This window comes from Prosthecobacter sp. (assembly GCF_020439865.1).
Lineage (GTDB): Bacteria > Verrucomicrobiota > Verrucomicrobiia > Verrucomicrobiales > Verrucomicrobiaceae > Prosthecobacter.
Map to the genome: position 1 here is coordinate 20,599 of NZ_JAGRPF010000095.1, position 14,873 is coordinate 35,471.

A 14,873-nucleotide genomic window follows, 5' to 3' on the forward strand; every position below is an offset into this window, starting at 1 on the left:
ATGCAAATGATTAAGCAGCGTGCCAAGGCGGGGCAGCAGTTGCTGAAGGCTGGAGACATTGTTGGGTTGGTCATCAAAGCGACTCCGGATGTGGGAACCCCTACAGGAGCGGGAGGCTACTCGACTTTTTTTGTCCCGATCGGGACCCAGGTGGTGGGTGCTCAGTATGGCTATATCGACAACAAGGGCGATTTCGTGAACCTTGCGATGAAGGGGCAATCAATTCTATCGCTGGGGGATGGCTCGATATCGGCCAAAGCCCAAAGTGCACTCAAGGGGCTCGAACTCGGTCCCAACATCGTTGGGCAGAAGAGTTTTGCAGTGGATAGCTCCACGGGGATCATGCGCGGCACGATGGCCGGTGTTTATGCTGATACCGGAATTTTTTATTCTACAGACCCTAAGACGGTGTGGCAGAGCTGGGTGACCACTGGCGGACTTGATAACAACATCGGCACCACCGCCGACAACTATGTCACGAACAACTCGGGTGATGTGGTGATCCCCACCACTCGCTGGGATGCGGAGCAGTTGCTGGCTTGGGGATCGAAATCACCTGGGGCCTTGGTGGATTCGGACGATCAACGTGGCAACACTCCTTGGGGCATGGGGAGCGGCGTGGCCGGACCCGAAAGCGGTTATGCGTGGCATTTCGACAAGACGGTCTGGGACACGCAGGTGACCAACCCCAATCGCATGAAACTCTCAGTCAGCAGCGTCGGGCCATGGCAGCGCATTCGCTACTCTGGAAGCATGGCCGGCAAGGACGAACCGGGCCGGCAGGGGTCCGATCTTGGTTACGTCGGTGTGGACGCCACCAACATTGGCTATGACCTCAGCCCCGCCAATCCACTGCCACCGACGACGAGTTGGAATGACACGACGAGTCCCAAAGCGATCCGTATGGCCTGGGGAAATCTGGAACTCTTTCGTCCTGAATACAGCCGGGTGCAGTTGAAGATTCTCAAGGACCCAGGCGAGGCCGGATCTCCCTTCGACTCGGACGGGTTCCTTCAATCTTACGCCGATACCTTTGGTGGTGACGCCGGTGGTGAGTTCAACAACAAGGACCATCTCTGGCGCTACTATGAGCCGACCAGAACAGATCTGGCAGGCAAGCCCTTCATCGCCAAGCACGCCTCCAAGCCCATCGTGGCTCCGGGGGAAAATTTTTATTATGACATCTCGGTGGTGAACTTTGGTTTCATCACGTTGACCAATGTGGTGGTTGAGGACGTCCTTCCTTCTGGCGTGCAGTTTGTGAGCGCAGTGCCTGCAGTGACCAGCGGAACCTCCACCTTGACGTGGAATCTCGGCAGCATGGCGCCGCAGACTGTGAAGACGTTCCGTCTGAACGTGAAAGCCAGCGGCAATGGCATCCAGGTGAACACCGCCTCCACCCGTAGCGATCAGACGCCCAAGGCCAGCACGATGGAAATCATCGACATCACAAGCCAGGCTCTTCTCTACCCTGATAAAACGGTCGCGCCGTCGAACGCACAGCCGGGCAACACGGTTGCCTACAAGCTGGTAATTGAAAACGCGGGAACTACCGGCAGTGCCACACCGATGGTCATTTCGGAGTATCTCCCGTCTGGGTTCACGTATCAGAGTCTGGTGTCCGCAAAGGTGAATGGTGCTGTTGCTGGGACTGGCGGTGTTGTGGTGGACAACACGAATCCGGCAAGGCCGAAGTTTACAGTGGGCCAATCCATTAATGCCGGAAAAAAGCTTGAGATCACCTTCAATGCCAAAATCAGTGACTCACAGCAGACTGGCACATACACGAACAGCTTCAGCTATGAGTATGGTGGCAAGGTTATGTCTACTGGCGCTCTTGCTCCGGTGAATGTGGGGGGCGCGCGCATTGGTGATACGGTGTTTCGTGACTGGAACGGCAATGGGGTTCAGGACGCGGGTGAGGAGGGTTTGTCAGGTGTTACGGTGCAGCTCTGGGATGGCGCCGGCACGACGTTGATCTCGACCCGCCAGACCGACGCTTCGGGGAAATATGTCTTTGGCGGCATTCCATCGCCTGCCAGTTACGTGGTGCGCGTTTCCGGTTGGCCCTCAGGTTATGTGCCGACGTATGATCTGGACGGTCTTGGCATTGGCAGCGCGAATCAGGCAGTGGTGTCGGTGACGGCGGGGCAGGAACGCATGGATGTGGACTTTGGTTATCGTCCCGGCGGATCCGGTAGCATTGGAGACATGGTGTTCAACGACACGGGCAAAGATGGCAGCTATCAGGATGGCACCGACCTTGGCATCCCAAACGTCACGGTGCGTCTGTATGTGGACAGCAATGCCAACGGCAAGCTTGATGCAGGCTCCGACCTTCTTCTCTCGACGACGACCACCGACAGCGCAGGCGTTTATCAGTTCTCGAACCTCGCCACGGGCCTGCCCTACATCGTCGATGTGGATGAAAACGACGCCGACATTCCTGCCGCGCTCGGTGGCACGCCGGTGCGCATCACCACGCCAGATCCGGTGATCATACAGAATCTGGGAGGAGTCTACAATGGAGCCGACTTTGGTTTCTGGCGTGAACAGCCTGCTTCGCTGGGTGATGAAGTGTTCATCGACAACAACGGCAACGGCGTCAACGACACCGGTGATCTGCCTGTGGTGGGCGTGCCGGTCATGGTGTACGCAGACGTGAATGGGAACGGTTTTCCGGATACGTCCGAACTGCTTCGCACTGTTGTCACCGATATTACAGGGCACTATCTCGTCGGTGATCTCGGTGCGGGAAGTTACGTTGTGGTGCTGGACTCCACTTCTGCAGCAGTGCCTCCTGGCTACCAGCTTACGACAGAACAGATCGCCCTGACCCTTGATGTGGGTGAGTCCAACATGGATGTTGACTTTGCTTTTGTGCAGCTCCTCAGCAAGACGGCCAACCGCAGTTCTGCCGTTCAGGGAGATCAGATCGTCTATACGCTCACTCCGAACTATTCCGGTGCCGATGCTCTGACCGGTCTTTCGATCAATGACGTTCTTCCTGCCGGCACCACTTTTGTCAGCGCAGGGCAGGGTGGGACGGTGAGCACCTTCGTCTCCCAGCCGGCGGTGAATGGCAGCGCCGGCAATCCTACTGTGCAGATGCTCACCGGCTCCTACACAGGCAATGGAGTGGACAATCGAAACATCGCGGGACTTGGCTTCCGGCCGGACGTTGTCATCATCAAGGGGGCGAGCAGCGTCACGCCCGCCATCCGCACCTCGACGATGAGCGGTGATGCTTCGAAACTGGTCACCGCAAATTCGCTCACCTCCAATTTAATCCAGTCCCTGATGAGCGACGGATTTCAGGTGGGCAACAATTCCACGGTGAACTCCAACGGAATGCGCTACGACTGGATCGCCTTCCGAGCGGCCAGCGGTGTGCTGAGCGTTGGCAGTTATACGGGAAATGGCTCCTCCAGCCGCACCATCACGAGTGTTGGATTCAAACCGGCAACGGTATTTGTTCTTCCCGCCGCTTCCGCAGCTGCCTCGATGAAAATGGATGTGATGGAGGACAGTGAGTCCTTCCTGTTCACAGGAGGTTCGGCGGTTACGAACCTGATCACCGGGCTGACGTCGTCAGGTTTTCAGGTCGGTGCAGGGAACAACGCCGGATCCACCGTCTATCATTACGTGGCATGGAAGCCGGTTGACGGCGTCACCACCACTGGCCTTTACGACGGCAATGGCGGGGATGACCGCAACATCAGTGACGCGGGCTTTGCTCCCTCGTTCGTGCTGTTGCGCAGCACTTCCAATGTGTCGGCTGTGATGCGGCCGTCGAGCCTCACGGGAGATCTATCCTTGTTTGCCGCCGCCACTTCCAATGTTGGCAACAATATCCAGTCGCTTCTCTCAGACGGCTTCCAGGTTGGTACCGATTCTAGAGTAAACGGCATCGGAAGTTCCAACTACTGGGCTGCGTTCCGCGCGGCAAGCGCCACTCCCTTGACGACCACGGCTCTGAGTGTGTCAAAAACCCTGTGCCGCAACGGTGATCTGGTGACTTTGACGATGACGCTGGGCAGCAACAGTGCCATGACCGGCGTGGTGCCCGAGATGCCGATGGTCAATGCTTCCGGCAGCGCCATGGCGACACTGGTCAACGGACCTTCTCCTGCCAACGGCGACATCGCCGCCGCTGGCACCAAGAGTTTCACGTGGACGTATCAGGTGGATGCGGGCGTCGGCAGCGGTGACATCAACTTTACGTGTGGTGCCTCGGCCGGTACTTATGTTTTTGGCCAGGGGGCTTCACCGAGTCTCAATGTCTCCAGCACAGGCACCGGACAGAGCGTGACGTGGAACCTCGGAAGCACCACGGAGGGCACACCAGGTTCTTTGGTGCAAAACTTGAACCTCTATGCCTTCCAGGGTGACAGCAAAACCGGCTTCTATCGCTATGATGCAGGCACCAGTTCGTGGGTGGCACGCGCCAACGCTCCGGCCAGCGTGAACTGGGGCGGTTCGATCTCCTCGGACGGTACGTACCTCTACGCCCTGCGTGGCAACGACTCCACCTCCTTCTGGCGCTATGATCCCAGCAGCAATGCATGGACGACGCGGGCCAATGCTCCGGCCAGCATCAAGGAAGGCGGAGCTCTGATTTATAAGGCGCCGTTTTTCTATGCCATGCGCGGGAAGGGGACTTCGTCCTTCTATCGCTACGATCCTTCCAGCAACTCCTGGAGCGTACGGGCATCTCTGCCTGGCAACGTGAAGAACGGTGGTGCGCTGACGAGCGATGGCACCTACCTCTACGCGTTGCGTGGTGATGGGAAGAGCAGTTTCTACCGTTATGACCCGTCGACCAATAAGTGGTCTACGCTTGCTTCGACTCCCAGCGGTATCAGCTCCGGCGGGGCGCTCGCATTCGACGGCACCCACATCTATGCGTTCCGAGGTGGGGACCGTACGGAGTTCTACCGTTACGACCGCAGCACCAATCGTTGGAGCACCCGCGCTTCCGCGCCTGGTACTGCCAAGGACGGCGCGGCCCTGGCATTTGCCGGGTCCACCATCTACGCACTGCGCGGCGACGGGACCAAATACGCCTGGCGTTACAGCCCGTCGTCAAACACCTGGGCTTCGCTCCCCAGTCTGCCTGTGAACATCAAAGCGGGTGGTGCCATGGTGGACTACGGAGCTCCGATTCCGACCGAATTGACCGTGAATCTTGAAGTGCAACCTGCGCTGGTCTTGCATGGCGGTACCGCCACCGTCAGCATGACGATTGAGTCAAGTTCCGGGCAGATCAACGGAGTCTCTCCCCCTTCGTTGTCGGTCTCCGGCACCAATGGCACGACCGCGACCAAAGTCAGCGGACCCTCGCCTGCCAGTGCCACGGTGCCTTCGGGTGGATCGGTCACCTTCACCTGGACCTACAGTGTCTCTGCCGGAACGACACCCGGACTGCTGAGCTTTTCCAACGCCGCCTTCGCCTCCGGGGGGCGTAGTTTCCCGGCCGCTGTTTCTAATGGGGTCATCACCACGCGCCCTCTGACGCTGACCGCAAACATCACCGACGCGAGTGCGCTGGATTCCGTGGACAACGTGGCCACGATTCAGACAAACGAATTCCGTGGCTGCTTCATGGTCGCTAATCTGACCAGCGGTGCTGAAGATGACCGCCTTCTAAAGGTTGATCGGGGTGTGGTGACGGATTTGGGTGCCACCGGCACGACTCAGGTGCGTGCGATTGTCCTTACGCCAAACGGCCAGCTTTACGCCGCCGATCGTGATCCAACGGTGGGTTCCGGGGCAGACCGGATTGGGTTGATCACTCCAGGGGGGGCTTCATCTGCCATCTCACAATGGGCTTCCCGTGTGGTGGGTTTCAGCAGTGAATGGACGAACGACGGAAACAGTTGGAGAGCCATTCAGGCCTTGGGAGCACCTGACACTCCGCAAGCTGGCGATTACGGAACCGCGTGGTCGCCTTCCACCAACACCAGCAATCCGGAATATATCCAGCTGGGTTATACCACGCCGGTTTACGCGAACTCTGTTCGGATCAGAGAGACCTACCTCGGCAGTTTTGTGACGGGGGTCGAATTGGTCGAACCAGACGGCACGAGCCACGCGCTCTCAATTCCTTCAGACACCACGACTGTCCCTGGATATTTTGAAGTTACTTTTCCTCTCACGAGCTACCTGGTGGACTCTGTCATCATTCGAACCGCAAAGTCTGGTTATGAAGAAATCGATGCCGTCGAATTGTCTGGCTATCCTCAGGGGGGCGTAGGAATGACAACCATTGGAAGGGCTGCGGACGCCACCAATCCACTCGAAGGTCCGCTCGGCAACTTCACGGTCCTTAAAATTACCGCGATGGACATCGATCCTGCATCAGGGCTGATTTTCGCGATTCATCGTCGTGAGGACGCGAGCAAGTCAAACACCCTGCTAGATGTTCTCTTCCAGATCGACCCGGACACAGGCATGCATGTGGAAGATGCATTCGGCGCAGGTGTGGATTACGTCGTTGTGGGAACCAATGCGCTTTCCACGGCGCTCTACGACATCGATGACATCAGCTTCCTGCCTCGAACGGGCGAGTTGTTTGCCGTGGCCAATGATTCTGTCACCGGTTTTGGAGATATGGATCATCTGGTCAAAATTGATCCTCTGACTGGGGCGGTGACTGATATTGGTCGCATCGTGATCGCCGGCACCACGACCGGCATCGATGATGTGGGTGGTCTAAATTTTGATGCGGCCGAAGTTCTGCGTGCGACGACCGGCAGCGGCGGGACCGCAGTCACCAACAACATCCTCTGGCAGATTGATCCGACCACGGGAGCAGCAACGCGCCAGGTCTCCTTGACCGCAACCTTTGCCGCCTACACCGACTATCAGGCGCTCGCCTGCGCTGCGACTCCCGGTGTGATTCCTCAGACTCCGAGCCAGGTGGTCCAAACCGCTCTGAGCGGCAGTATTGGTGACACGGTTTTCGCAGACAAGAATGCCAACGGCGTCAGGGACGCCGGAGAACCCGGTCTTTCTGGAGTGAAGGTTACGGTCTCCAACGGCACACTCACTAAAACTGCGGTAAGCGACGGTCTCGGTCGTTATCGTGTGTTCGGCTTGACGGCCAACGGAGGCGCTCCGTGGACCGTGAGCGTTAATCTGGCTACACTTCCTGCCGACTGGGTGGCCACAACTCCGCCTGAATTGCAGCGCACCCTCCCTGCGAACGGCGCGCAGATCGATGACGCAGACTTCGGCTTCATCCCGCCCGATCCCAATGGCGGTTCGATTCGCGGTGTGACATGGCTGGATTTTAATCAAGACGCCGTCGTTGACGTTACGGAACCGTTCCTCGGCAGTATCACCGTTCGCTTGTATCGTGACCTTAACAACAACGGCACCATCGAGTCCTCTGACCTGCTGATGCGGCAGGCATTGAGTGATGTGAACGGGGCCTACGCCTTCAGCGGGCTTGGCGCCGCCAAGTATCTGGTGGACGTTGTTGAAAGCACCCTGCCGACAGGCGTGCTGCTGGTGTCCGGTCCGTCGACTTTGTCTCTGACCACCGGATTGAACCGGATCACGCTCGCTGCGGCACAGAACATCACCAATGCGAATTTCGGTCACAATCACTCTGGCTCCATCGGCGACAGAGTGTTCTACGATACCAATTTTGATGGCGTGCAGGACCTGGACGGTGCGGACAATATTCTGGGCAATGCCGATGACGAGCCCGGTATCGCATCCATCGGTGTCTCACTCTACTCGGACGACAATGCCAATGGCAAGGTGGATGCGACGGAACGCATCCTCCGATCAACCACCACGGACTCCAGTGGCTACTACCTGCTGGATCATCTGCCCGCGGGCCGGTATGTGGTCCGTGTCGAAGAACAGCATGTTCCGGCGCCCTCCACCAGTCCTAACGCGGGCCGTTTCGACACCATGCTTCCCACCACCGGGGAAGAGATCGCAGTCGATCTTCCGGCAGCGGGCAGCGTACTCACAGTGGATTTTGGCTTTGGTGAACTCGCGTTGATCGAGGGCAGTGTGTTCCATGACGTGAACTCAGATGGTCTGCGCAGCATCGGGGAGCCGGGGCTTCCGAATGTAGCGGTCACAGTGGCGGGGACGGCATTGTCTGGCGGCGCGGTCTCCAGAACAGTGAACAGCACTGGAGACGGCAGTTATGAAATCTTGGTGGTGCCCGGCAGTTACACTGTATCCTACCTGACAACTGATCCGGACATCCCTTCGACACTGACCCGTCTGACCACTCCAACGTCTTATCATATGAACCTCGTTGGTGGTAATGAGATCGAGGACGTGAACTTTGGCCGTGACCACGCGGGTGTTGCCGCTGGAACTGTTTACGCAGATGCGAACGCCAGCGGCTCACGTCAAAGTGGTGAGAGCGGACTCACCGATGTGCTGGTTGAACTTTACGACTCCACGGGAACCTCGCTGCTGGCAGAGTATGTCACGGGCGTTGATGGAGTTTATCGCTTCGAGGGTCTGGCCAATGCCGTGCACCTCATCAAGGTCCGCTCCGACAGCCTGCCCATGGGCTACTCGACCACCCCTACGGCCGACCCCGTGGCTCCGCTGGACGGGAATGCGACAGTCACCATCACCAATGGAGGAACGGTCAGCGGTCTCGATTTTGGTTACAGCATTCCTGCCACGGTTTTTGCCCTGAGCGGGCGTGTGTGGAATGACGGCGGACAGGGTGGTGGTGTTGCGGGTGACGGTGTCATCAATGGCACGGAACCCGGAATTTCGGGCGTCATGGTTCAGGCTTTGGTGGATTCCAACAACGATGGCACCACGGATGACACGCTCACCTTGACGACTGATGCCAGCGGCAATTTCAGTTTCACGGGAATCGCAACGGGATCCAAGGTGACTCTGGTGGCACACGGTGGTTCTCTCATCACCCAAGGCTACACACAGACGGGCGATCCTGATGCCACCAAAGATCAGCAGACGGTCATCACTTCTCTTACTGCCGACGTGAACGGCAGGAATTTCGGTTACAGGCAGCAGTTCAGCAGCGTGGCAGGACGTGTTGTCGTCGGCAACGGTGACGGTGTTGCTCAGGCTGGTGAAACCGGTCTTTCGGGAGTCACGGTGACGCTGACCTATGCCGGCAACGATACCATCCCGGGCACCGCGGACGACCAGACTTACACCACCACGACGAACGCCACGGGTGCCTACAGCTTTGCCAACCTCCTTCCCGGAGACTACTTCGTCACACATACTTCGGCCGCGACCTACTATCCTTGGAACGACGTTGACGGAGTAGTTCCGGACAACATCAGCGTCGCTCTGGAAACGAATCAGAACCTCACTGGACAGGACTTCGAAGTGGCCCGTCTGCAATTGGGAAATCTTGTTTGGAATGATGCGAACAACAGCGGCACCCATGATGCGGGTGAAGCCGGAGTGTCGGGAGTGCTGGTGGAGTTGTTATCAGCGGGGGCTGACAACGCCGTGGGTGGATCGGGTGCGGATGCAGACACCTTGGTTGGCACGGCCAACACCGATTCTTCCGGTCTCTACAACTTCACCGGCATGGCTCCGGGACAATACTTCGTGCGCGTCACGCCTCCTGTGTCGCTGCCCTTCACATCAGGCACTCCGGTGACCGAGGATGATCAAGTCGACAACGACAACAACGGCAGCCAGCCCGACGGAGCAGGCAGGTATTTGATCAGCCCCGTGTTCTCCCTGGTGGTTGGCACGGAGTCGGTGACCAACGGAGACGTGGATCCGAATTCGGAGATGACGATCGACTTTGGACTCTCGAAGTGCTCGACCTTCATGCTTTCACCGTCGCCGTTGCCGAGCGGTACCGCCGGCACCGCGTATAACGTCGCTCTGTCTGTGTCAGGTGGCGCCGGTCCATATGTTTACTCGGTGGTGGGCAGCATGCCGGACGGTATGTCCTTGAGTTCTGACGGTGTGATCAGCGGTATCCCCACTGCGGCCGGTGGCGCCAGTGTGATTTTCTCTGTGACGGATGCGAATGGATGCGAAAGCACCTTTAACCGCACGCTGCTTGTGGCTCCTGCCTCCGGAAGCTGCCCTGACAATCTCGGACGCACCACGGGTCTCAACTATCTGGTGACTCGCATCGGTCGCGACGTTTTTGGCGGTGAGACACAGAGCGAAGGCAATTGTGTTTACAACATGTCTCCGGACGGACGCTGGATCACGGGAATTCGATTTGGTCTCAAGACACGCGGCTTTGTCATGAACACGCTCTCACTCAAGACCGTGGACGTCCCGCTGGTGAATTCCTCTCATCCATATGCGATGGGCGGCGACGTGAATGACAGCGGCAACGTCGTGGGTTACGAGAAGTGGACTCAGGGATCGAAGTTTAATGTCATTCCCTGGTTCTACAATCAGGCGACAGGTGTGGTCACTCGCCTGATCACACCGTATGACAACAACCCTAGTGTTTATGCGCTGCCTTGCGCTTTGACTGCCGACAGCGCCTATGCTTTTGGAACAGTGGACCCGGACGGTCCCTCTGGTCCTTTGGTGACACAAGGTGGCTGGTGGAACGTCAACTCACGCGTTTGGACAGCGATCTCCGGCGTTCGCGAGGTGCTCGACGCTTCTGCAGACGGTACGAAACTGCTGGTCGTGGACAGCAGCGGCGTGGGCAAGGTGATCAGCGGCAGCCCTGCCGGTGGCTGGGGCACAACGGTGGTCTCTTTCGCGGGTGGTTCGCTGCGTGGCGGCCGCATCAGCCCCAACGGACGCTACGTCGGTTCGAGCCAGCGCATTGCAGGTGTGCCGGTGCCCTTCGTGTATGACACGCAGAGCAGTGCTCGCACTAATCTGCCACGCGTGCTGCCACAGGATGGGCTGGGTGGTGTTGTTGGCGCGATCAGCGACACGGGTCGTGTGCTGGGATCGATTTACAGCAAGAGTTCATCCGGCAGCTTTGCGGTTCTCTGGGACTCTCCAACCACGGCTTACACACGCATTTCGGATCTGCTCATTTCCGACGGCCACACCGCCCAGGACAGCGCTTTTGCTTCGTGGAATGTATACAATGGCGGCGACGGCATCTCTGCGGACGGCAATACACTAGGAGTGTACGGGAACAATCCATCGGCCATCGAAGATTCGATCGTGTTCCAGCGAGTTCCAGCCGCAGAGTCCCGCCTCTGTCTCGGCAATGCGGTTTGGGAGGACACTGATCGTGATGGTGTCAAAGATTTGGGAGAGCCCGGTGTGGCTGGGGCTGTGGTTCGCTTGTTCCATCCAGGTGCGGACGGCGTGCGTGGCGGCACCGGAGTGAATGCGGACTATGAGGTGGCCCCGGCCATTACCACCACGAGCAGTGGTGCCTATGTCTTCAGCGATGTCGCACCAGGTGTCTATTACGTGCAGGTCACGCCCACGGCATCTCTGCCGTCGACCTCCGGCGTGGTGGTTCCTTTCGACAATGGCATCAACAACGACAACAACGGTCTTCAACCCGGGGGGCCTGGCACGCCGCTCTACAGCCCGTTGATCACCCTGGCTCCCGGAACGGAGCCGATGAACGATGGCGACACCAATCCGAACACCGAACTATCGGTCGATTTCGGTCTCAACGACGGTGTGGATGTCGGCGACCTTGTGTTTGCCGATCTCAATAACAACGGCGTTTTCGATGCAGCAACTGAGAGCGGCATCCCGAACATCACCGTGCAACTGCTTGATGGTGGAACCAATGCGGTGATTCTCACGGCTGTTACTGGTGCTGACGGACGTTACCAGTTTGGTGCATGCGCACCAGGAACCTATCGAGTGCGCGTGCCAACGCCTTCAGCAACTTATTCACTGGCTTCTGCCGCGGTAAATCTGGACAACGGCGTGGATAATGACAGCAACGGTGTCCAGACCGGTGGTTCCGGGGGCGCGGCACTTAGTCCCCTGATCACTCTGGCGCCTGGCACCGAGCCGGGGTCAAGCGGGGGCACCAGCTTCGAGAACACCATCGACTTCGGTTTCCGAGCCTGCCCGGCCATTGTGGTGTCATCCACGACGCTCGCTCCGGGTATTGTTGGCACGGCTTACAGCCAGGTGATGTCGGCCAGCAACGGTGCGGCTCCATACACATGGAGCATTGTGTCGGGTTCTCTTCCGGATGGTTTGACCCTGGGAAGCGATGGCACCATCAGTGGCACACCGACCGGGGAGACAAACGGGGTTGGTGGTTCGACCGTCACCATGCGTGTCATGGACGCCAACACTTGCTACAAGGATCAGGAGGTGAACATCAAGGTTTGTCCCGTCATCACGCTGAATCCCGCCACGCTTCCTGCTCCGCTTATCGGGGTTCCGTATTCACAAAACCTCACGATCAGCGGAACTTCGGCTTCACCGGCAGTTTTCAGCGTCACAGGGCTGCCTTCCTGGCTCTTCCTCGATCCGAACACCGGGGTCTTGTCAGGAACTCCGATCAACTCGACGTCGGTTACCTTCACCGTCACGGCCACCGATGCGAACCTTTGCTCGGGCTCACGTTCTTACACCCTGCCGCCCGTCTGCCCGACAATCACCATTGATCCTGCAGTGCCGCCTGCAGCCAAGGTGGGAGTTGCCTACAGCCAGACGTTGACCGCCTCTCCGTCTTCCGGTCTGACGGGACAGTATTACTCGGGTTCGAACTTCAACACTCTCGTGCTGACCCGCCAGGATGCGCAGATCGGTTTTAACTGGGGCACAGGTTCACCGGATGCCTCGATTCCAGCCAACCAGTTCTCCGTGCGCTGGAGCGGCTTCATTCGTCCGACCACCACAGGGACGTACACATTCCAAACGACTTCAGATGACGGTGTCCGCCTCTGGGTGAACAACACGCTGATCATCGACCACTGGCAGGATCAGTCGGCCACATCCTTCACAGCGACGATCACTCTGCCAGCCGGAGCGGTGGTGCCTGTTCGCATGGAGTATTATGAAAATGCAGGGGATGCAGTCGCCGGTCTGGAGTGGTCGGGTCCCACTCACAGCATGCAGCCTGTGACAGGATGGCTGGGTTATGTTTGGAGTGTCGCCAGCGGTTCGCTGCCTGCAGGTCTTGCGCTTGATGCCGATACGGGTGTCATTCAAGGCACGCCCACAGTCGCGAATGGTGTGGGCGTCAACGTGACGATCCGTGCCACGGATCCTAATGGCTGCTCCGGAACACGTGTGATGCCGATTCAAGTCTGCCCGGTCATCAACCTCACGCCGTCCGCACTTCCTCCGGCCACGGTGGGTCTGCAATACAGCCAGACCTTGGGCGCCACGGGCGGCGCGGCTCCCTACCAGTTCAGCGTCGCCAGCGGCACGCTGCCGGCCTGGTGCACCCTGAACAGCACGACGGGCGAACTTTCCGGAACGCCTCCCGACAACTCGCTGGTCACCTTCACTGCTCGAGTCACTGATTCGAATGGTTGCACCGGAACGCAGGCTTACACGCTGGATCCTCGCTGCCCGACTCTCGATCTGACGCCTGCCACTCTTGCCAAAGCAACGGTGGGCACGTCTTATTCGCAGACACTGGCGGCAACGGGTGGCACCGCGCCCTACACGTATGCTTTGAGCAGCGGCACATTGCCAGACGGGCTGGCACTTTCGAACGATGGTGTCATTTCGGGAACACCCACGACTCAGAACGCCCAAGGAACCAGCATCACCGTGCGTATCGCGGATGCCGAGGGCTGTCTTGGTTTTGCCACCCGCCAGATGCAGGTCTGTCCGGTCATCACTTTGGCGCCCGCCACATTGCCCGCTCCGGTGATTGGCCGTGCTTACTCGACGACGATCTCCGCCAGCGGCAGCAATGCCACGCCGATGACATGGAGCGGTGCCAGCCTGCCTGCATGGCTCAGCATCGACAGCGCCACCGGCGCACTCAGTGGAACGGCCACCTCGACCGCACCGGTCACTTTTACTCTCACAGGTGCGGATGCGAATGGATGCGAAGGCTCGCGCGAATACACCCTCACCCCTGTTTGTCCGACGATCACGCTCGGCGGCCCCCCCCCGCCGAACGGCTACCTGATCACCAGTTATTCTCACAGCATCACCGCGGACGGCGGCACCGGCCCGTACTCGTTCACGCTTGTCAGTGGCTCGATGCCGCCCGGACTCACGATGACATCAGACGGTGCGGTGAGCGGAACACCAACCACGCTGGGCAGCTACACCGTCACAGTGCGCGCCACGGATGCCTACAACTGTCAGAGCGCCGTGACCTCTGTCACCTTCCTGATCAAAGGCATGGCCATCGGCAATCAGGTGTGGATCGACATGAACGACGATGGACTGCGTGGCTCGAAGGAAAGCGGCGTGCCGAACCTTCGCATGCAGTTGTGGTCGCCCGGCATCAACGGCGTGATGGACAATGGCGGCGGCGATGACGTGATGATCGGTTCCGCCATCACCACCGACGCCAACGGCCTGTATCTCTTCAACAATCTTCCGCCCGGTGTCTATTACGTTCGTATTCCGACACCGCCGACCTTCTACCCGAAAGTAAGCACGAACCAGGTGGCGCTCGACAACGGCGTGAACAACGACAACAACGGGCTTCAGGTCGCGTCCGGTGATCCGGTGGTTACACCGTTGATCACCTTGTCTCCTGGCACCGAGCCCGGAAGCGGAGTCGATGGAGATGACACGGATGCTGACAGCAGCATCGACATCGGCTTCTCGAATTTCAATCCGTGCCAGATTACCAACCTCATCGACAACCCGAGCTTTGAGTTCCAAGGTTTGCCGAACACCACAGGCACTCCTACAACCGTGTTCGGTTACGATGGTTCGGGAACCTCCTTCGGTTCAAACATCAACGCCTTCCAGTGGCTTGGAGGAACGAACGGCAACAGCGGTCT

At 58.6% G+C, this 14,873-nt stretch carries 1 protein-coding gene (running past one end of the window); it reads left to right on the top strand.

Annotation, left to right across the window (positions count from 1 at the left end; all coding sequences use genetic code 11):
• Positions 1-14,873 carry the start of an SdrD B-like domain-containing protein gene (locus tag KDL09_RS10255; protein ID WP_294384483.1) on the top strand. 19,108 nt of this gene lie beyond the right edge of the window, so the window shows 14,873 of its 33,981 coding nt (coding positions 1-14,873); it begins with the start codon at positions 1-3; its stop codon lies beyond the right edge, outside the window.